The sequence below is a fragment of the Trichocoleus sp. FACHB-46 genome, assembly GCF_014695385.1.
GTDB lineage: Bacteria > Cyanobacteriota > Cyanobacteriia > FACHB-46 > FACHB-46 > Trichocoleus.
The window spans coordinates 236,609-257,471 of the sequence record NZ_JACJOD010000006.1; the positions used below are offsets into that span (position 1 = coordinate 236,609).

General features: G+C 49.4%; 12 protein-coding genes. 5 read left to right on the plus strand and 7 right to left on the minus strand.

What is annotated here, in order from left to right:
• The first annotated feature begins 46 nt into the window (after positions 1-46).
• The gene (locus H6F72_RS01410) at positions 47-3,379 is read left to right on the plus strand and encodes a PAS domain S-box protein (protein WP_190431246.1); all 3,333 of its coding nucleotides are present in this window, start codon (positions 47-49) and stop codon (positions 3,377-3,379) included.
• 17 nt (positions 3,380-3,396) lie between these two features.
• Positions 3,397-4,065, plus strand: coding sequence for a DUF6882 domain-containing protein (locus H6F72_RS01415; protein ID WP_190431247.1), 669 nt, complete (start codon positions 3,397-3,399; stop codon positions 4,063-4,065).
• A gap of 6 nt (positions 4,066-4,071) precedes the next feature.
• On the opposite strand, the gene H6F72_RS01420 is transcribed toward H6F72_RS01415, so the two are convergent.
• Together H6F72_RS01420 and H6F72_RS01425 are read right to left on the minus strand one after the other, a co-directional pair.
• Positions 4,072-4,650 (minus strand): GNAT family N-acetyltransferase, encoded by a 579-nt coding sequence (locus H6F72_RS01420; protein WP_190431248.1) that lies wholly within the window; start codon positions 4,648-4,650, stop codon positions 4,072-4,074.
• A 65-nt stretch (positions 4,651-4,715) separates the two neighbouring features.
• Positions 4,716-5,105, minus strand: coding sequence for a hypothetical protein (locus H6F72_RS01425; RefSeq protein ID WP_190431249.1), 390 nt, complete (start codon positions 5,103-5,105; stop codon positions 4,716-4,718).
• 224 nt (positions 5,106-5,329) lie between these two features.
• Here H6F72_RS01425 and hslO point away from each other — a divergent pair, with 224 nt between their 5' ends.
• Both hslO and H6F72_RS01435 read left to right on the plus strand, forming a co-directional pair.
• On the plus strand, positions 5,330-6,226 hold the full coding sequence (hslO, locus tag H6F72_RS01430) for an Hsp33 family molecular chaperone HslO (RefSeq protein ID WP_190431250.1): 897 nt from the start codon (positions 5,330-5,332) through the stop codon (positions 6,224-6,226).
• Between the two features lie 164 nt (positions 6,227-6,390).
• The gene (locus tag H6F72_RS01435; protein ID WP_190431251.1) at positions 6,391-8,475 is read left to right on the plus strand and encodes a chromosome segregation ATPase; all 2,085 of its coding nucleotides are present in this window, start codon (positions 6,391-6,393) and stop codon (positions 8,473-8,475) included.
• On the opposite strand, the gene H6F72_RS29565 is transcribed toward H6F72_RS01435, so the two are convergent.
• The 5 genes from H6F72_RS29565 to H6F72_RS01470 form a co-directional block, all read right to left on the minus strand.
• Positions 8,472-12,800 carry a glycosyltransferase gene (locus tag H6F72_RS29565; RefSeq protein WP_199298818.1) on the minus strand — a complete coding sequence of 1,443 codons (4,329 nt, stop codon included), beginning with the start codon at positions 12,798-12,800 and terminating at the stop codon, positions 8,472-8,474. The two genes, H6F72_RS01435 and H6F72_RS29565, sit on opposite strands and share 4 nt — an antisense overlap.
• A gap of 34 nt (positions 12,801-12,834) precedes the next feature.
• Positions 12,835-15,066 (minus strand): tetratricopeptide repeat protein, encoded by a 2,232-nt coding sequence (locus tag H6F72_RS01455; RefSeq protein WP_190431252.1) that lies wholly within the window; start codon positions 15,064-15,066, stop codon positions 12,835-12,837.
• Between the two features lie 64 nt (positions 15,067-15,130).
• Positions 15,131-17,458, minus strand: coding sequence for a glycosyltransferase family 41 protein (locus tag H6F72_RS01460; RefSeq protein ID WP_190431253.1), 2,328 nt, complete (start codon positions 17,456-17,458; stop codon positions 15,131-15,133).
• 35 nt (positions 17,459-17,493) lie between these two features.
• Positions 17,494-19,008 carry a C-3',4' desaturase CrtD gene (gene crtD, locus H6F72_RS01465; protein WP_190431254.1) on the minus strand — a complete coding sequence of 505 codons (1,515 nt, stop codon included), beginning with the start codon at positions 19,006-19,008 and terminating at the stop codon, positions 17,494-17,496.
• A 290-nt stretch (positions 19,009-19,298) separates the two neighbouring features.
• Positions 19,299-19,472, minus strand: a complete 174-nt coding sequence (locus H6F72_RS01470) for a hypothetical protein (RefSeq protein WP_190431255.1) — start codon at positions 19,470-19,472, stop codon at positions 19,299-19,301.
• Positions 19,473-19,535: 63 nt separating this feature from the next.
• Between H6F72_RS01470 and H6F72_RS01475 the strand changes: the two genes are divergently transcribed.
• Positions 19,536-20,843 carry a pitrilysin family protein gene (locus H6F72_RS01475; RefSeq protein ID WP_190431256.1) on the plus strand — a complete coding sequence of 436 codons (1,308 nt, stop codon included), beginning with the start codon at positions 19,536-19,538 and terminating at the stop codon, positions 20,841-20,843.
• Positions 20,844-20,863 lie beyond the last annotated feature (20 nt).

The window sequence follows — 20,863 nt, forward strand, 5'->3', positions numbered from 1 at the left end:
ATTATGGAGATAGCATCCGCCTAGCGATTTCTCGGCACTACCAACCATGCAGACTTCGGTAAACGACTTAACCTTGTCCCAAAGCTTTCTAATGAAAGTGATTAATGGGATGCCTGACCCCATTTTCATCAAGGATCGTCAACACCGATGGCTGTTTCTCAATGATGCCTTCTGCGAGTTTTTAGGCCATAGCCGCGAGACTTTACTAGGCAAATCAGATTATGATTTCTTTCCGCAACACCAATCAGAGGTCTTTTGGCGGCAAGATGAGCTGACCTTCACGACGGGCAGGCCTCAGGAAAACGAGGAGAGCTTTACCAATATCCGTGGAGAAACCTATGTCATTGCCACGAAAAAATCAGTCTTTGTGGATGACACAGGCAATACTCTGCTGATTGGCAGCATTCGCGACATCAGCGCAGCGAAGCGTGTCGAAAACGAACGCCAGCAAATCGAAGCAGAACGCCAGCGATCAGCTCTGGCTCTACAACAGCGTGAAGAGCAAGTGCGCTTATTCATCGAACATACCCCTGCGGCAGTGGCGATGCTCGATCGCGAGATGCGCTACCTGATGGTGAGCCGCCGCTGGCTAGAAGACTACGGTTTAGGCGATCGCGACATTCAAGGTTGTTGTCACTACGACCTCTTTCCAGAAGTTCCCGATCGCTGGCGGGAGGTGCACCAACGTTGTTTGGCAGGAGCGGTGGAATGCTGTGACGAAGAAGTGTTTGCCAGAGCAGATGGCACGGCAGATTGGCTGAAGTGGGAAGTACGGCCTTGGTACGAGCGCACTGGCGAAGTGGGCGGCTTGATCATGTTTACCCAAGTGATCACTAAGCGCAAGCAGGCAGAATTGGCCCTGCAACAAGCCAACGAAGAATTAGAGTGTCGGGTGGAAGTCCGAACCGCCAAGTTGCAGCAACTCGTCGCTCGACTCCAGCAGGAAATTGGCGATCGCGAAGCCAGTGAAGAACGCTTCCGAGCCATCTTTGAAAACTCTGGCATGGGAATTGCGGTCGTGGGGCCAGACCTGAAGTTTCGCCAAGCTAATTCTTGCTGGCAACAATTGCTGGGCTACAACGCAGCCGAATTACCCACCATGACCCCTCAAGACCTGACCTTGCCGGAAGATTGGGCGATCGAAGAACCCTTGTGTCTAGCTTGCATCATGGGCACGAGAGACAGTTTTCAGCGAGAACGCCGTTTTCTTTGTGCTGACGGTACCTTAGTCTGGGCCAACTTAACCGTTTCCACCATTCGAGATGCCAGGGGGCAGTTTCAATTCTTTGTGGCGATGGTGGAGGACATTACCGAACGCAAACGGGCAGAGGATGAACGCCAGCAAGCGGAATCAGAGCGCGATCGCTTCTTTACCCTGGCTGGCGATATGTTGGGCATTGCTGGAGTGGATGGCTACTTCAAGCGGATCAACCCCGCCTTCGAGCACACACTGGGTTACACAACTGAGGAGTTGACGGCTCAGCCATTCCTTGATTTTGTCCATCCTGAGGATCAATCAACGACCGCTGCCGAGGCGGCCAAACTTCTGAGTGGCAAAGGCAGCATTTCTTTCGAGAACCGCTACCGTTGCAAAGATGGCTCCTACCGCTGGCTCTCTTGGACTTCCACACCCTACGCGCAAGAAGGGCTGATCTACGCCACTGCTCGCGATATTACCGAGCGCCAGCAAACCGAAGAAGCGCTCAAAGCTAGTGAAGCCCAGTATCGCGACCTAGTGCAGACGGCTAACTGTATCATTCTCCGCTGGGATACAACTGGCACGGTTCGGTTTATTAATGATTACGGAGCCCGCTTTTTTGGCTTTGCCACAGGCGAACTGATTGGTCAGAATGTGGTTGGCACCATCGTTCCTGAAACCGAAACCTCTGGCCGAGATCTGCAAATGCTGATGATCGCCATTCATCAGCACCCCGAGGACTACGCTCACAACGAAAATGAAAATCGCTGCCAAGATGGACGACGGGTGTGGATTGCCTGGGCGAATAAACCGATTTTGGATGAACAAAATCAATTGGTAGAAATCCTGTCGGTGGGCACGGATGCGACCGAGCGCAAACAGACGGAAGAAGCTTTGCGTCAGAGCCAGAAGCGCTATGCCACTTTGGCTGCCACGGTTCCGGTGGGCATCTTTCGGACCGATGCCGAGGGTGGCTGTATCTATGTCAATCAGCGCTGGTGTCAGATTACGGGTCTGACTCCCTCAACAGCTAAGGGTATCGGTTGGGCGGGGGCGATTCATCCTGAAGATAGCGATCGCGTCTCGCTCGTATGGCAACAATCTATCCAGGCTAAACAAGCCTTCCGCCTGGAGTATCGCTTTCAGCGTCCTGATGGCTCCATTTCCTGGGTTTTTGGTCAGGCAGTGGCAGAAAAGGGCATTGAGGGCGGAGTGGTAGGTTATGTAGGCACCGTGACAGATATTAGTGAACGGAAGCTGGTTGAAGAGGAGCGCAAACAAGCAGAAGCGCAATTGCAACAGCAAACCACAGACCTGGCCGCCGCCCTGCAAGAACTCCAGCGCACCCAGGCCCAAATGGTGCAAAGCGAAAAGATGTCGAGCCTGGGGCAATTAGTGGCAGGAGTCGCCCACGAAATTAATAACCCAGTCAACTTTATTTATGGCAACCTCAGCCATGCTCGCACCTACACGCAAGATCTGTTGGGCTTGGTGCAGCTTTACCAGGAATACTACACCACGCCAGTTCCAGCGATCGCTGCTGAAGCAGAGGCCATTGATCTAGAGTTTCTGTTAGAGGATTTGCCGAAGCTGCTTGATTCGATGCAGGTGGGAGCCGAGCGGATTCAGAAGATCGTGACTTCGCTGCGGACTTTCTCGCGCATGGATGAGGCCGAGGTGAAAGCAGTAGACCTACATGATGGCATCGACAGCACCGTGATGATTTTGCAGCATCGCCTCAAAGCTAAGAGCGATCGCATTGAAATTCCAGTGATTAAGCATTACGGCGATTTGCCACGGGTAGAATGCTACGTCGGCCAACTGAATCAGGTGTTTATGAATATCTTGAGTAATGCCATTGATGCACTAGAGGAGGCGCTAGAGCAGGGTAAGCATTTTATCCCCACGATTCAAATTCAAACCGAACTAACTCCTCATCAGGAGGCAATCATTCGGATTTCAGACAATGGTTTAGGCATTCTTGCCGCCATCCAGCAACGACTCTTTGATCCTTTCTTCACAACTAAAGCGGTGGGCAAAGGCACAGGCATGGGGCTGTCAATCAGCTATCAAATCGTCACCGAAAAGCATGGTGGCTCACTGGCTTGCACCTCCCAACTGGGTCAAGGCACCGAGTTCGTGATTACAATTCCGTTGCACCAAGCTGCTCACCTTAACTAAAACTATCAGAGCTAGCAATGGTAACGACATTTGCAGAACTTTTGTTGGATCATGGAGCCGCAGCTTTCGATCAACAGTTGTGTTTGAGTGAATTGCTCGGCGAGCATACTTGGTGGTTTGACATGGAAGCTGGCACGTTGGAGTTTAATGAAACTTTGACCTTTCCAGTGCAAATTCTAGGCAGTGAGTCAGATAGTAGCCAAACCTGGTTGTGGAGCTGGGCTAATGCAGAGAGTCATATTCCTGAACAGTTGTTGCAAGATGCATTGGAGTTAGCGGCTTTTGGCGATCGCGCTGCAATTGCTGAACTTAAGCAACCACAACTATCGCTTAGCGATGAAATCAACGGCCATGCTTTATCAATGGTTGCGAGTGGGCTTTGCAAAGCGAATGCTTATTACTGCGCTCCCTATGCAGGTGGAGCTTTGTTCGTCTTACTCAAGCAAGCCAATTATCGTTGGCCGATTGATGACCCGATCGCCCGAATTGCCTTTGTGTTTCCCCAGTTCATTTCAACTTTTGCACTCAGCAATCATCGCCAAGCCTTTGCCTATTACCTCAGCTTTTACAACTTAGAAGTTTCAGAGCGAGAGAACTATGTACTGGGACGGTTTAACGGCGATCGCGTAATTACAGCAAAATTCGATCAAAACCAGCGCTTGATTGAATTGACAACACAAGATTAGGACCAATTAACCGAACTTGTCTTTCCATTCGGGACGGAGGAGACCGTAAAGATACATATCGTGGCGATCGCCGCTGCGATGGATAAACTCTCGATACACGCCTTCACGCTGAAACCCAAGCTTCTCGTATAGGGCGATCGCGCGATCGTTGTAGCTAAAGACAGTGAGTTGGATACGGTGCAGGTTTAGCTCCTCGAAGGCAAAGGTCAGCGCCAGTTGCATCGCCTCAAAGCCATAACCGTGGCCCCAGTGCTCCTCCCCAATGGCAATGCTGATCCAGCTCACTTGGTGATTCCACAGGATGCCGTCTAGTTCTACATAGCCCAATAGCATGTCATTGGGGGCTGTAACCGCAGGCTCATTGCTGCTGACAGCACGCACCGCAAAGATGAAAGCATGATTAGATTTTTGGCGTTCTTCTAACCATTGACCTAAAAACGCTTCAGAGTAGGGGTAAGCAGGCTGAGCATCTAACAACCGTAAAAAGTCAGATTGTTGATACCAATGCGCCAAAGCGGGTAAGTCTTGGGGCATCCAACTAGTTAATCGGACTCGGCTTCCAGACAGCGAAGTTTTAGCCAGCATGAATCACTACACTCTGCTGCCCACCAGTTCTGCCACTCGCTCTATAACCCTCAAACTTAAAGGCATTAGCTGTCAGACTGTCTGGCTAAGAATTGCCGCAAACTCAAAAGCGCCACGGTTTGCCCCGCATTTAGCGGTAGGAGCGAAACCCCTTCCAGCCGCGATTGCAGCCAACCGTCGCCCCAGCACCACTCATGGAAGCCATCAACGCCTTGACTTAAGAGCAAGCGCAGACAATTTGGTTCCGCCACATCCACCTGATGCTGAATTGCGATCGGACCCAGCCAACTGGTAAATGATAGCCCAGCATGCAACTGTTCTGGCAATCCGGGGGATAAGCGTTCTGGCCACAACCACTTTTGCAGTTGAGCGGGTTGGAGCAAACTATCCCGAATGTTAGCGGCTGAGGCGTTGACCTCAATTCGCAAGTTGCTTTGTTGAAAAGTACCCCACATAAGCTTGAATGGCGGCTCCGCAGATCAGTTGGTTCTCTAGTTCTTTCAGTATGCCAAGTTCAGGCAGTTCTTAGCCGAACCGTGAGCAACGCGATCGCTTTGGCTGCGTCCCTGGCTTGCTTCAGGACCAGAAAGACCTTGGCGAGATCCTGGCGATCGCTCCCAAGGCCATCAACCCACAACTTAGAATAGAAATAGTGAATTAAGAAATGTAAGGTTTTTTCATGGCGGATCAGTTAATGCGGGCAACTGCGGCTGATGGCGGCATTCGAGCGGTAGGAGTGATTACAACTCGCCTCACCGAAGAAGCTAGACAGCGGCATCAGCTCTCCTATGTAGCAACAGCAGCTCTGGGGCGTACCATGTCCTCCGGATTGCTGTTGGCCTCCAGTATGAAACGGCCCGGATCGCGAATCAACATCCGGATTCGCGGCAATGGACCTTTGGGCGGCATTTTAGTCGATGCGGGCTTAGATGGAACTGTTCGCGGATATGTCGATAATCCAGAAATTGAGCTACCTCCCAATGACAAAGGCAAATTGGATGTCGGTGGTGCGGTAGGTCACGAAGGTTATGTGTATGTGGTGCGGGATGTGGGCTATGGCTATCCCTACTCCAGCACTGTAGAGATCGTCTCTGGTGAGGTTGGGGAGGACATCGCCAACTATTTAGTGACTTCCGAGCAAACTCCTTCAGCCTTGGTGGTGGGCGTATTCGTCGGTGCGGAAGGTGTAACCGCATCAGGAGGCTTGTTGATCCAAGTCTTGCCTAAAGCGGCTCGCGATGAAGAACTAGTAGCAACTCTAGAGTCTCGCATTGGCCAATTGTCTGGGTTTACCCCGCTGTTGCAAGCAGGCAAAACGCTGCCAGAAATGTTCGAGCAACTGTTGGGTGATATGGGATTAGAAATCTTTCCAGAAACTCAGTTAGTCAGGTTCCACTGTGGTTGCTCCTTCGATCGCATGCTAGGGGCGCTCAAGATTTTGGGCGAAACGGAACTGCAAGACATGATCGAAAAAGACAACGGCGCTGAAGCCACCTGTCACTTCTGTAATGAGGTTTATCAAGCCAGCAGTGATGAACTAGCGCAACTGATTTCCGAGTTGCGAGCCGAATCCTAACGAAAGTCCGGGAGGCTAGAGAAAGTCTACGAAGAGTGTCATCTAAACCTAAAGATTTGACTTTTTGGGGCTTGAGGAGGGTAGGATGACAACTACTGCATTTGCTTTGGAGCAGCCAGAGCCGCTGCACTACGAATTGTTAGGTGGGAGTTGTTAGGTGGGCTATGACCAGAGATCGCGGAACTCCAGACCGTAGGCCAGCCGATCGGCCTCTCCGGATGAAGAATTCAAGCAACCCCGACCGCCCCCCTGCTCCTCGCCCCTCAACCCATCCGACTCCGCGTCCTGTGGTCAGAGCTGTACCTCCAGACCCAGTTCGGCCTGTGGTTTCGACGCTCGGTCAGACGGAGCAACCTGCTTATGCCGTACCGGGGTCTGCTCCCCCGCCGCTGACTCAGCCCCCTAGCCCGCGCGATCGCAGACGGTTACGATTGCCCACAAGCATAAGATTTTGGGGCTTGACTACCTTGTTGCTTACGGGAGGAGCGGCAGTTGTCTCGGTGGCGTTGTTGGTCCGATCACCTGCGTTGCCGAATTGCCCCTCGATCTTCTGGCCGATGGCATCTGCTTCCATGCGGCTCTACTGTGCTCAAGTTGCAGCCAACAAGCAGACCGTGAAGAATTTGCTAGAGGCGATCGCGCTAGTTCACAACTTGCCTCCCGATCATCCTTTGCGGTCCGATATTGACCGCTCGATTCAACAGTGGTCATCAGATATCCTCAACTTGGCTGAGACTTCTTTCAACGCCGGCAAGCTTGACGAAGCGATCGCTACAGCTCGCAAGATTCCAGAAAACACATCGGCTCATGCCCTTGTGAATGAACGGATCGAGCGCTGGCAATCGATTTGGGAGAAGGCAGAGGCGATTTATCAAAAATCAGAATCCGCCATGCGAGAGCGCAAGTGGCATCAAGCCTTTACCGAGGCAGTGCGCTTGCTTTACGTGGGTAATACCTATTGGGAAACCACGAAGTATCAAGAACTCAACGAGCGCATTCGAGTTGCTAGGGAAGAAGGCAACAAGTTAGCCAAGGCCGAAGAACTGGCGGATATTGGCGGTCTCGACAATTTGCTCAAGGCGGTTAAGTTGGCGGAGTCGATCAGCCCCAACAGTTACATCTATAAAGAGGCACAAACCGCGATCGCCAAGTTTGGTCGCAAAATGCTGAACTTAGCCCAAGCGACGCTAGAGGAACGCAACGCAACAGAAGCGATCGCCATTGCCCGTAAGATTCCTGATAGTGCCAACTTAGAGGAAGAAGCGCAAGACTTTATTGATCTGGCTGATGCTCAAGCTCAAGCCTGGCAAGGGACGGTCGCAGACTTAGAAGCCGCGATCGCTCAAGCGCAAAAGCTCGATCGTAAGCGTCCCATGTACGCTAGAGCCCAGCAGTTGATTACCCGCTGGCAGCGAGAAATTGAAGGTGTCGCCCATCTCGATCGGGCCCGTCAATTAGCGCAAGGGGGGACTCCGAATGCCTTAGGATCGGCGATCGCAGAAGCAAGTTTGGTCAACCGCTCCAATCCTCGCTGGGATGAAGCTCAGAAAGAAATTGCTCGCTGGCGCGGCCAAATTGAAACTACGGAAGATCGGCCTTACCTCGATCGCGCGGATGAATATGCCTTGGCGGGAGATGCTAACTCGCTGCAATCCGCGATTAATGAGGCCAGCCAAGTCGGTCCAGGTCGCGCTTTGTACGGTGAGGCCCAAGACAAGATCCGCCAGTGGACCAGGGAAATTCAGCGGCAGCAAGACCAACCCTACCTAGACCAAGCAAGAGCCTTTGCGAGCAGTGGAGATTTGCCCAGTGCGATCGCTACCGCCGACCAAATCACCTCTGGTCGGGCGCTCTATGATGAGGCGCAGGATGAAATCCGCTCTTGGCGCAGCCTAATTCAAGCAGAGCAAAATTGGCAGGAAGCTCAAAGCTTAGCGACTGCCGCAACCCCAGATGCCTTAGCAGCGGCGATCCAAAAAGCGGATCAAATTCCCGCCTCCAGTTCCCTACGAATTGATGCTGAATCCGCCATCAATCAGTGGAGCCAATCTATTTTAGTGCTGGCCCAAAACCAAGCCAACTATGACTTACCCAGTGCGATCGCGATCGCCCAAAAGGTTCCCGCTCGTACGGAAGCCTATGCCCAAGCCCAGCTCCAAATTGGCGAGTGGCGGAAGGCTCTACAACCCCCTGAACCTCCTAAAGTTCTTGTAGAACCCACTCCTCCACAGATTCGCCCGATCAACTAAAGTTTGGAGCTACTCCCTTGAGCCACCTGTTGATAAAAGGACTCAAGCGCTTTCACACAACTTGAGTCATCAAAAAGTTGGGCATGGCCTTGGGTAATGCGCTGCTCGATCTCCTGCCGCCACGCAGAATCTAGCCCTAACTTAACTGCGATCGCCACATATTCTTCTGGAGTAGCCGCGATCGCCTCCGGGATGCTCAAAGCTTGCAAAATTCCTGCTGCATGTCGTCCTCGCATAAATTCGCCTGGGCAAGTGACGACGGGTAAGTTACAGGCGATCGCCTCTAGGGTGGTATTGCCGCCAGACCAGTCAAACGTATCCAAAAAGATATCGGACAGTAAATTGAGCTGCAAATACCCTGCTTGGTTTTGTCGAGGCAAAATCACACAATAGTCCTCGCTGTTTAAGCCCACGGCTGCAAAAGCCCGCTGTAAGCGCTGACGAAACTTTTCAGTGACAGCAGCACTAAAGTGAGCGAGAAAAGCAAACTGGGCGTCGGGGACTTGTTGGGCGATCGCGGCAAACACAAAGTCGTACTGCGGCAGGTACTTGAACAGTGACTGACAAGACAAATAGACCACCGCATCGGGGCGCAATCCAAAATCAGCTCTAGTCTTAATTAGCTCGGGAATAGTAGGTTTGGCATAGGCAATACCGATTTGGGGTAGCCGCACCAATTGCTCGGAGTAGTGTTCCTCGCCATTCTCTGGTTCCATCAGGTCGCTAGAGAGGAAATAGTCAACCGTGGGTAAGCCCGATGTCACCGGATGCCCCCAAGTCAGACATTGCACCGGAGCCAAACGCAGACTGGCAATCTGGCTAGCTTTGGGATGCATGCCAATGTCGAGGAACGTGAGTACGTGTAGTTCATCGTTTAGAATTTGCTGACACATGCCTGTCAAATCGCCAGAAATCTGATGAAAGGCATCGCTGTAACGTTGAATTCCCTGCGTAATCGCGTCCTGCTCTCGATTCAGGGAATAGCAATGAATTTCAAATTTTTCGCGATCGCAATGACGCAGCCAACCCAAAAACAACTTGCCGACTGTATGCAACCGTAGACAGTCTGATAGGTAGCCAATGCGAATTTTGCCGCTTGGACTTAAAGGTGGCATCGGTCGATCTTGCACCCACTGGGGATAGTTGGTCGCCATAATCTGATGCACCAACAGCCCGTATTGTTGTTGTAAAGCGCGATCGTTTTCACCCTGGTAAGCCAGATAGAAGTTAGCGTAACGACTAATACCTTCAAGGGCATTTTTGCTAGCTTCTGGCGTAGATAAGTCGAGTTCAGCCCCAATGCGGGCTAAGCCTTGACTGAACCGCTGCCGAGATACTGCAATCTCCTCGGTGGTTGCGTACAGAATAGGTAAAGTTAACTGCTGGGCTAGCTTGAGAGAAAGATCATTCGGTAGCAAACTCAAAGCATCGGTAGCAGCGGCGATCGCGGCTTCAGTTTGGCCGTCATCTCGCAAGGCAGAAATTAGGTCAAAGTAAAGCTTTGTGGCAGTCGGATAAGCCTGCACCGCTTCCCGGTAGAGCTGAATGGCCGCGTCGTACTGCCCCAAGCGCTGAAAACAATCGCCCAAGCACTTATAAACTCGCTGAATTAGTTCCGGGGCGACTCCTGTTTTCTCGGACCTGAGAAACTTCTGATACCGCTCGATCGCCGCTTGGTATTTGCCTTGGCGGTACAAAGCGAAGCCTAGATAAAAGTCGGCCTGCATGCGAGACTCATCTGCCTTGGCTTTATAGGCAGTGCCCAAATCCTGGAGCGCAACCGGATCGCGAGGGCTCAGTTGGTGAGCTTTTTCCAGAGCTTGAATGGCATCTTCTAGCTGATGCTCTGCGATCAAGCTTCTGCCCATCTGCTGGTACTGCTCATAGGTTTCGAGGTTTGCGGGTGGCGTGGGTAAAGAGAGCGCTACAGGCTGAGGTGGCAGAGCCGCTTGGCTAATAGGGCTGGCAATAGGGCTAATACCAGAACTGGTGTCAGAGCTGCTATCTAGAGCAATTAAGCGTCGATTATCCACCGCTGCGATCGTCATTGGAGCACTGTAGGGCGTTGATGGAGGTGCTTGCTGAGCTGCTGCCATCAACGTTTCACTCACAGTTTTCGCCATCTGGAGCCAAGAGAATTGTTTAGCCTGCTCTAAGCCTGCTTTGATTAGTGGGTCGCGCAAAGTTGGGTTCTGCACATTTTGCAGCGCGGCAGTCAGTCCTGCAACATCTGAGGCCTTGACGTAAAGGGCAGCTTGACCCGCCACCTCTGGGATGGAACCATTGGGGCAAGTAATGACAGGACAACCACAAGCCATTGCTTCTAAAATAGGTAGCCCAAAGCCTTCGTACTGGGAAGGGTATACGAGCGCGATCGCTCCAGCATAGGCCATTCGTAATTCGGCATCGTTGAGTTGCAGCAGATGAACTCTAGTGCCTGCGGGTAAACAAGCACTCAGATCAGGTTCCAGCGTGGAGTTTCCACCTGTGCAAACAATACTGAAGTTGGCAGCATTCGCGAGTTTGGCAAAGGCTTTGCAAAACAAAATGGTGTTCTTGTAGCCGTTTCTCGTGCCGACCATCAAGAAATAGGGTTGCGTAATCTGGTGCTTCTGTTTAAACTCATTCACCTCTGCGTCACCAGCCGGGACAAAACTGGGTTGTACCCCACAAGGCGCAACGGCGATCGCTTCCGGAGCAATGTAAGGAAAGAGTTTAGCTAAGTCCCGTGCAGTATTTTGAGAAATTGCGATGTAACGGTCAGCATGCTGAATGGCATAGTGCTTGACCCGCCACATAAACTCGTCTACATCCCAGCCAATTTGCTCCGGAATCATGTCATAGGCCATGAATACCGAAGGCGTTGAAATCGGAGTGGTGTAATAAGTGGAAATAAATAAGCTAGCCTGCTCCTCGTCACAAATTTGCTGAAGAATGGCGCGATCGAGAGCAGCGTTGCTATAGCTATAGGGCGGAATGAGGCGATAGCGAATCCCAGGAACTCTCGGCGCAGAACCATTACGGTCTAACACTAAAAGATGATCAGCAAAATTGCTTCTAGACCATTCCGCTAACAAAGTTGACCAAACACGAGCAATACCAGTATTAGAAAACTGAAAGAACATGCCATCAATGACAATCTTAGGCATTTTATTCAGGTAATACTTTTGAATAAAAATGCCGCGATTACGGACATGCAACTTCAATTGATTGAGTCGCCCATCTCGACCTGTTGTATTTTGGTTATGGGTAAATAATTGATGCTTAATATCTTCAGGAATTGGAGTGAGTGAATACCCACTGGATTTAGCGCGATGACAGAAGTCAACATCATCCCAATATCCTGGCCCATAGTCTTCGCACCAACCACCAAAGCTTTCTAAAACCTGTTTTTTGACACACAAAGCCCAGCCTTCTAAATAAACTTCCCCAGTTTCAGTTTGTTTAGGGCCTGGGCCTGCCAATCCTTCGCCAGCAAGCTGACATAGGTAGGGAACCGGAGTAGTCAACACCTCAATGTCGTTATTAAGAAATAAAATATACTCGTTGCTGGCAACTTGAATTCCTTGATTATTTGCTGCGGCAAAACCTCGGTTTTCAGAATTGCGAATTAACTTAATATTATGAGTCTGACAAAATCTCTTTAGAGCATCTCTGGTAGGGGGTTGACTACCGTTGTCAATAAAAATAATTTCAATATCAGATAAATGCTTTAAGTTGCGTCCCCAAATTTCTAATAACTCACCGTGATCCCACCAAGGCACAACGATACTCGTGGAATAAGCTACCTTATCTAAAGGATTTGTATTTTTATGCGCTTTACTAGCTTCTACCCAAAAACAGCTCTGTCCGTGGGACCAACAATCTGCAATGCTAATGTCACGAAAGCCAGCTTTTGCGAGCAATTGACGTAATCGAGGAGCCGTAAAACCAGTTTTGTGAAACTCACCCGGATGACTTTGAAGACCAAAGATAGTATCAAGCTGCCAGCCCCAACGCTCTGATTCGGGTTTATCAAGCCATTGCCGCAAGCACCATTCTAGGTTGGGCAAATTCATGACGAGTTGGCCTTCCGGCTTTAGAACTCTAGCCCACTCTTTTAATACTTGAGGCACCTCATACTTACTCAGATGCTCTAGCATGTGCTCAGTAAAAATTTCATCCACACTACTTGGAGGAAATGGCAAATTAAAAATATCCATTTGGGTAATATTTGGACCAGCTAAATATTGGTCTACATTGATATACCCTGGTTTGATTTTTCGGCCACAACCCAAATATAGTTTTAAAGGATTAGCTGTTTGCTGAATGGATTGATTAATCATTGGTTTTGAATTCAAAGTTATCTTGAATTGGAGGCTAAAAAAGCTTGTTGATGAACGACTTTTGATAGAAATTTTCTAATGCCTTGACACAGGTAATATCGTCATAAAGGCGGGAATGGGCAGCCTTGATTTTTTGGGAGATTTGATGACGCCACTTGGGATCTAGGCCTAAACGAGCTGCAATTTGAATGTATTCTGCCTCGTTAGCAGCGATCGCCTCTGTCATTCCTAATTGTTTGAGCACGGCGTAGGAGTGGCGGCTACGCATCATTTTTCCAGGGCAAGTCACCACAGGTAAGTGACAAGCGATCGCCTCTAGAGCAGTATTGCCTCCTGACCAACTAAATGTATCTAGAAACACGTCAGCAATGCCATTTAAGCTTAAGTAGCTATTGTGCCCTTGGCGAGGCAAAATCGCGCAGTAGTCAGGGCTTTTGAGGCCATACTGAGCAAAAGCTCGCTCTAAACGCTGAGAGAACTTTTCAGTAATCGCAGCACTTTTGTGCGAAATAAAAACAAATTGTGCTTGCGGTACTTGTTGAGCGATCGCAGCAAAAATGTAATCATATTGAGGGAGATATTTAAATAGAGTTTGACAGGATAAATATAGAACTGCATCTTCTCGCAATCCAAAATCAGCGCGAGTTTTTGTGGCTTCACTTAGGTCAGGTGGACTGTAGGCAATACTAATATTAGGTAAACGTACTAGTTCTTCTGAATAATGTTTGTCTCCATCTTCAGGTTCCATCAATTCACTCGATAAAAAATAGTCGATGGTGGGAGAGCCTGTAGTAACTGGATGCCCCCAAGTAACGCATTGAACTGGGGCCAGACGCAGACTAGAAAATAAGCTCATATAAGGATGCATTCCTACATCCAGAAACACTAAAATATCAAGCTCGTCTTTTCTAATTTGTTCACCGACCGCTTGGATGTAATCCAATTCGATCGCTTCTTTAACAGGCAGATGACGAAAAACATCACTAGAAGCTCGGAAATTTTCCGTATGCTCATCGGAATGGGGATGCAAGTGATAGGAGTAAATCTCAAAATTTTGGCGATCGCTATGCCGCAACCAGCCTAAAAACAGCACTCCAACTGTTTGCTTCCACATACAAGCAGAGGCATAACCAACCCGAATTTTTTGCCTAACACTTGGTTTTTTAGTCGCTAAAGGCTGCATCAATTCAGGATATTGCGCAGCCATTAGTTGATGAAGTAACTGAGCAAATTGAACTTGCTGCTCCAGATCATTTTGGCCTTGGTAATGCAAATAGAAATTGGTTTGAGACCCTAAGCCCTTCAAAAAAACAGCGCGACTTTCTGCACTATTAACATCAGCTCTTGATTGCACATATTGAATCAGCTGAGCTAAACCTTGGTTAAACTGCTGTCGATAAGTTGAGATCTCTGTGCTTGACTCGTACAGAATTGGCAAAACTAGGTGGCGATCGCGCTCAAACAGCACCATATCTGGAAAGAGCTGAGCGGCTGTAGCGGCTGCGGCGATCGCGGTTCTCGTTTGGCCGCTGTTCCGTAAAGCTGCAATCAAATTAATGTGGAAATCAGGCTTTTGAGGATACTGCTTTACTGCGGCTTGGTAAATTTCGGCGGCTCTCTGGGATTGATTGAGATGTTGCAAGCAGTCGCCTAAATAACGATACACTCGCTCGATAGCCTCTGAGGCAATTGCTGGTGTTAGAGATGCGAGAAACTTCTCGTAAGGAGCGATCGCGGCTGCATAATTGCCTTGACGGTAATAGCTAAATCCTAGATAAAAATCAGACCTCAACTCTGATTCATTAGCTTGCAATTCATAGGCTTGCCCTAAATCACTTAAAATTTTGACATCCCGAGGATTGCGATCGTGAGCGATTAAATAGTTGCTAATGGCAGCATCAAATTGTGATCGAGTAACGAAGATTCGTCCTAAAGCTAAGTAAGCCTCTACCAAGTTGGCATCTAGCTTGATCGTGTTTTCATAAGCTTGAATCGCTGATTCGGTTTGCTGAAGTTGCTCAAATACCATACCTAAACGGTAATGATGCAGAGCCGTGAAGCGGCTGATTTCTAACGCTTGTGATAGCGTTGAAAAAGCCTCTTGATGACGACCCATTCGATAATAAAGATGTCCTAAGTCACTCCAGATTTCTGCTTGCTTAGGCTCTAATTGTAAAGCTTGCTGATATTTCTGTTCTGCTGCTGTTAAAGAATTTTGCTTTTCTAGAGCTGTTGCTTCTTGATATAAAGTTTGCCAATTTTCCATACTATTCTCTTAACTCTAAGCAGCTCTAAATCAGAAGTCGTTACAACGACCAAAATTTATTGCTTTAGTGATTCCCAATGACGCGCTGGTAGAATTCCTCTAAAGCTGTGACACAAGTTAAATCATCATAAAGAAATGACTGGCGATCGCTCATTTGCTGCACAACTTGACTTCGCCAATCACAATCCAAACCTAATTTAACGGCTATTTCAATGTATGCGGCTTCGTCTTTAGCAATTGTTGCAGTTACACCCAATCTCTGCAAAATCGCGTAAGAATGCCGTCCTCGCATAAACTCGCCGGGGCAAGTGACGATAGGTAAGTTACAGGCGATCGCTTCTAGAGTGGTGTTGCCGCCAGACCAAGCAAAAGTATCTAAGAAAATATCTGATAGTAGATTAATTTGCCAATAATCAATCTGGCTTTGTTTCGGCAAAATAACACAGTGCGATCGGTAGCTGAGATGATATTGAGCAAAAGCAGCTTCTAAACGCTGTTCAAATTGCTGAGTTAATCCTGGATCAAAACCAGAAATAAAAATGAATTGAGCTTGCAGCACTTGCTGAGCGATCGCCGGAAAAATGTAATCGTATTGAGGGAGATATTTGAATAAAGATTGGCAGCACAAATAGGCGATTGCATCTTGCGGAATCTGAAAATTCGATCGTGATTTAGTGAGGGGTGGCAGTTGTGGTTTGGTGTAACTAATACCGATATTGGGCAGACGCACTAACTTCTCTGAGTAGTGAGCTTCTGCGGTTTCTGGCTCCATCAAGTCACTAGAAAGGAAATAATCGATTGTAGGGGAACCAGATGTAATCGGATGTCCCCAAGTGACACATTGGATTGGGGCGAGGCGCAATCCCGCAAGCGAGGTCACAAAAGGATGCATGCCAATGTCTAGGAACACCAAAATATCGAGTTGATCAGCCCGAATTTTGCTTCCAATATTTTGAAAATCTGCCTCTAGAACTTCTTGCAAAGGTAAATGATTGAACTCATGACTATGCTGACGAATTTGCTCTGTTATCTGGTCAACTGCTGGCCCCAGGTGATAGCAGTACAGCTCAAATTGGTCTGAATTATGATGACGAATCCAGCCAACAAAGAGTTTACCAACTGTATGCTGCCACAGAAAATTTGAAATATAACCGATTCGGATCTTTCGCTGCTGATTAGGCTGTAGAGAACGAGGTTTTACCTGCAGCGGCTTGACCCAATCAGGATAGTTGGTGGCCATGATTTGATGCATTAGCTGCCCATACTGAACCTGTAGCGCTAAATCATCTCGACCTTGATATTGCAAATAGAAATTAGTTTGGTAGCCAATTCCCAATAGCGCTTTTTGGGCTACTTCAGGTGTTGTTAAATCAATAGTTTTTACTAAGTAATTTAACCCTGAAATAAAATGCTCTCTCCACTGTTCAATCTCAGCTGCATTCTGATACAGAATGGGGAGCATTAGGTGCTGTGCTCGCAGCAGATGTAGATCATTAGGAAGATGTTGTAAGCCTTGAGTAGAAGCGGCGATCGCCTTCTCAACCTGTCCAGAATTTTGCAGCAGTGCTATCAACTCGTAATAAAACTCATTAGCTTCTGGATAGCGTTGAATCCCTTGGTAATATAGGGCGATCGCCTCGGCAGACTGCTCTAGTTTTTGTAAGCATTCTCCCAAGTACTTATAAGCCCGCTGCATTGTTGGGGCGGCTGCTTCAAGGTTGGGAATGTGGATGAATTCCTGATATTGCTCTGCTGCTGCTGCATACTTTTCTTGGCAGTAGAAACTTGACCCTCGGTAGAAAGCGGCTCTGGCTTGATAGCGACTAGCTTGTAGATCCAAAGCTTGACCCAATTCTTGCAAAGTCTGGGGGTCGCTAGGATTAAGTTGATGCGCTACTTCATAAGCTTTAATCGCTTCTGGAAATTGAGCTTTAGCCGCCAGCACTTGACCTAGCTGGAAATAGCTCTGAGCCTGCTGGGGATGAACGGCGATCGCCTGCTGATACACCCTTTCTGCTTCATCGAGCTTACTGGATGCCATTAACAATCGCCCTAGCTCGCTGTAGGCATCACTCAATTTTTCATTGAGTTGAATAGCGTTGCGGTGGGCTTGGACCGCCTGATCGCGATCGCCTAGTTTCTCCAGAACTAAGCCTAATTTGTAGTGATAGCTAGGTTGTTGGCGATTGAGTTCGAGGGCTTTCAGCAGCGCTTGAGCCGCTAATTGGTACTGCCCCATTTGGGAATAAAGCCAGCCCAAATCGTGCCAAACTGCGTCTGCTTGACTCTGGACTCGCAAAATGGCCTGATATTGCTGTTCTGCTGCTTGAAAGCGTCCCTGCGCTTGGAGGGAAACTGCTTCACGATGCCGCGCTGCCCAAGTTGACTCCATAGGAATTCGCGATCGCCAGAGAAATCATGGCAAGCTTACGGCCTGCCCTTCTCTGAGTTTGCCTCAATTTGCCGAACAACTGTCAGGGCTGAGTAACTAACTCCTGCAGTGCCCTCGCCTGGATGAGTGGAGTCACCTACCAACCAAAGCTTCTGAATCGGCGTGCGATTGGCAAACCCAAAAGGGCCGAAGGTGCTGACTCGCTGCCCAATGCCACCCACAATGCCCTGTTCGCGTCCGGTGTAGTGGGCAAAAGTTCGGGGCGTGGCCGATTCTTGGTGCAGGATGGTCTCTGGTGTGAGATGGAAGAATTGGCTGAGCCGCGCGATCGCTGTTTCGGTATATTGCTGCTTCAAGCTTTCATAGTTGGGGCACTGCCACCACAGCGTCGGATCGGTAAAAGAAGAAGCCACGATAGTAGCCTGGCCTTCTGGGGCACGGCCATCCCCAGGATGGCTTACCGAGACAAACAACGAGTTATTTTCCCCAATTGGCCCATCGTAATCGTAGAGAAACTGAAGATGAGGCGGGCATCCGCCAGGAATGGCACTTTGGTCTACGCCGAGATAAATCACAAACGCTCCAGACGCTTGAGGTAATTTATCAACTCGTTGTTGGTAGCCAGAGGGAATGGCTTCGCCCAGCAGCGGCACTAAGTTTTGCACCGTGACATTTGCCACCACCTGATCAGCAGGTTCTGTCCAAACGTCATTGGTTTTCTGATTACGAATCGTGACCGCCTTCACGACCCCTGCTTCTACGTGAATCTGCTCGACGCTGTGGCGCATCAGTAAACGACCCCCATCTCGCTCTAGAGCTTGCACCAGGCGATCGCTGAGCACCTGCATACTGCCCTGTAAGTGAAACAACCCGTGGGGCGCTTGAGACACTCCTAAAGCTGTAGCTGCGTAAAGCAGAGCTGTGTTCTCCGCGTCTACTTGGGAGTAAAGCTTCAGTTGCAAATCTAAGAAAGTTCGCAGGCGCAAGTTATCAGCTAAGCGATAGCCACGCAGCGCATCCCCCACGGTCGAAAAAGTATGGGGCAAAGTTAGAAGCGTATCAGGCCGTACTGCTTTGGTGAGCTGCCAAAAATCCCAAATATTGCGGGGCGGCAAAATTGGGTCGCGCCCTTGGAAGGCCCAACTGTAGCGAAACAAATCAGCTAAAAGTTGCCAAAACGGTTCGCTGCCCGGAAATTGTCGCTGTCGCTCAGCTCGCCACTGGTCTGGATCGCGCCAAACATGAATCGGTTCAGTTTCACCCGGAAGCAAAACGGCACAGGCAGGGTCGCAGGGTGTTGCCTCCGGAGGCTCAATTTCTAGCTCACTAAAAATTCGATGATGAATGCCGCCTGGTTCTAGCCCCGCAACTTGAGTTGCTCCCACATCAAAGGTAAAGCCGCGACGTTTAAAGGTAGAAGCACAGCCCCCCGGAACTAACGCTTGGTCTAAAACAAGAACTTGATAACCACGATGAGCCAGTAATGCGGCTGTGGTCAGACCACCAATGCCTGCTCCTACCACAACCACGCGATCGCCCTTGCTGCCCATAAACGCAAATTCTTAACTTCTTTATATTTCTTAATAAATTATAGGCAGGTGCTGTTTTTTCTGGGACGAAAGGGGGTCTTGAATTGCCGTCTTGAACTTACATTAAAACCAGCGATCGCCCTGCTGATACCGCATTAGAGGCATTGGAACAAACCAACTTCAACAAATACAAATCGTTTCTACATGGAATCTTGAAGAAACGGCTCAGTTCTCAGACAGTGCTCAGACTATAGTGGCGGTAGAAATGGTTGCCCAAATTGAACCCCAATTAAACTCAGGGTTTGTTAGACTCACACCGAATCGCTCAGACGGCCATTGCATCTTCTCACCGTCGTGGTTTTGGCTGCTGCTTGGCGGATGCCATGTCGAATTTCATGCAGTTTCTTTAGCGTTGGTTTTGTTCTGCTTAGCGATCGCTTCAGCTCCACTAGCAATTTCACGAATTGTTGTGGACTTGTAATCATTTAGCTAACAGCACTCCTGCGCTTACTAAGATAGATGAAGAACTCAGCTTGTTCGGAAGATTCATGACCCCAACCCTGATCAAATCGCCCCAGGCTCCTCGACTGAACGCACCCACGGTTCGTCGCTTAGCGAATGGCCTGACGATCGTTGCAGAGCAGCTACCGATTGAAGCGGTCAACCTCAACCTCTGGCTGAATGTAGGCTCAGCGATTGAGACTGACGCCATTAATGGCATGGCCCATTTTCTAGAGCACATGGTGTTCAAGGGAACCGCGCAGCTAGCGAGTGGAGAATTTGAGCGCTTGATTGAGGAGCGGGGCGCAGTGACGAACGCTGCCACCAGTCAAGACTACACCCACTACTACATCACGACGGCTCCCAAAGACTTCGCCGAGTTAGCACCTTTACAAATGGATGTGGTGCTGAATGCCGAAATTGCAGATGAAGCCTTTGAGCGAGAGCGATCGGTGATTTTAGAGGAAATTCGTCGCTCGGATGATAATCCACGTCGCCGTACTTTTGCCAAAGCGATGGAAGTCGCATTTGAGAAGTTACCTTATCGCCGTCCCGTGCTTGGCCCTAGTTCTGTCATTGAGCAACTAACTCCCCAGCAAATGCGGGACTTCCACACCCAGCATTATCAGCCCCACTCGATGACTGCGGCAGTGGTAGGCAATTTGCCTGTAGAGGAGCTGATCCAGATTGTGGAAACATCCCTCGCCCAGGTACAAGCGCATCGGCCCGCGATCGCTGCTCAATCTTCTCTCCATGATTTGCCCAGCTACAGCCTAGAGCCTGCCTTTGACCGAGTTGTACGGCAAGAAGTCGTCGATGATAGCTTGCAGCAAGCTCGTTTGGTAATGGCCTGGCGCGCCCCTGGATTAGCAGACCTCCAAGAAACCTACGCGCTAGATATCTTGGCAACCATTTTGGGTCAAGGCCGCACGGCTCGCTTGATCCGCGACTTGCGAGAAGAGAAAGGGCTTGTCACCAGCATTGCTGCCAGCAACATCACTTTTGAGATGCAAGGAGCCTTCTACATCTCGGCCCAGCTGCCAGCAGAAAACATTCCAGTCGTAGAAGCCGCGATCGCCGATCATATCCGTCGAATTCAAACTGAACCTGTCACCGAAGCAGAAATTGCCCGCGTTCGGACTCAAGTGGCGAATCGGTTCATCTTTGGCAACGAAACCCCCAGCGATCGCGCCAGCTTGTATGGCTACTACCAAGCAATGGTGGGAGATTTGGCTCCAGCCCTCAACTACCCCGCGCACATTCAAGCGTTGGATGCGGTCAGTTTGCAAGCCTCGGCCCAGCGCTACCTATCCACCGAGGCCTATGGCGTAGTGGTACTGAAACCTGCTGCTTAAATCAGACTCTAATCAGCGTT

Bases quoted from the DNA above. Each gene is read 5' to 3' on its own strand.
- H6F72_RS01460 (WP_190431253.1), bottom strand. From the start codon at position 17,458: ATGGAGTCAACTTGGGCAGCGCGGCATCGTGAAGCAGTTTCCCTCCAA.
- H6F72_RS01470 (WP_190431255.1), bottom strand. From the start codon at position 19,472: ATGATTACAAGTCCACAACAATTCGTGAAATTGCTAGTGGAGCTGAAG.
- H6F72_RS29565 (WP_199298818.1), bottom strand. From the start codon at position 12,800: ATGATTAATCAATCCATTCAGCAAACAGCTAATCCTTTAAAACTATAT.
- H6F72_RS01455 (WP_190431252.1), bottom strand. From the start codon at position 15,066: ATGGAAAATTGGCAAACTTTATATCAAGAAGCAACAGCTCTAGAAAAG.
- H6F72_RS01410 (WP_190431246.1), top strand. From the start codon at position 47: ATGCAGACTTCGGTAAACGACTTAACCTTGTCCCAAAGCTTTCTAATG.
- H6F72_RS01435 (WP_190431251.1), top strand. From the start codon at position 6,391: ATGACCAGAGATCGCGGAACTCCAGACCGTAGGCCAGCCGATCGGCCT.
- hslO (WP_190431250.1), top strand. From the start codon at position 5,330: ATGGCGGATCAGTTAATGCGGGCAACTGCGGCTGATGGCGGCATTCGA.
- H6F72_RS01475 (WP_190431256.1), top strand. From the start codon at position 19,536: ATGACCCCAACCCTGATCAAATCGCCCCAGGCTCCTCGACTGAACGCA.
- H6F72_RS01415 (WP_190431247.1), top strand. From the start codon at position 3,397: ATGGTAACGACATTTGCAGAACTTTTGTTGGATCATGGAGCCGCAGCT.
- crtD (WP_190431254.1), bottom strand. From the start codon at position 19,008: ATGGGCAGCAAGGGCGATCGCGTGGTTGTGGTAGGAGCAGGCATTGGT.
- H6F72_RS01425 (WP_190431249.1), bottom strand. From the start codon at position 5,105: ATGTGGGGTACTTTTCAACAAAGCAACTTGCGAATTGAGGTCAACGCC.
- H6F72_RS01420 (WP_190431248.1), bottom strand. From the start codon at position 4,650: ATGCTGGCTAAAACTTCGCTGTCTGGAAGCCGAGTCCGATTAACTAGT.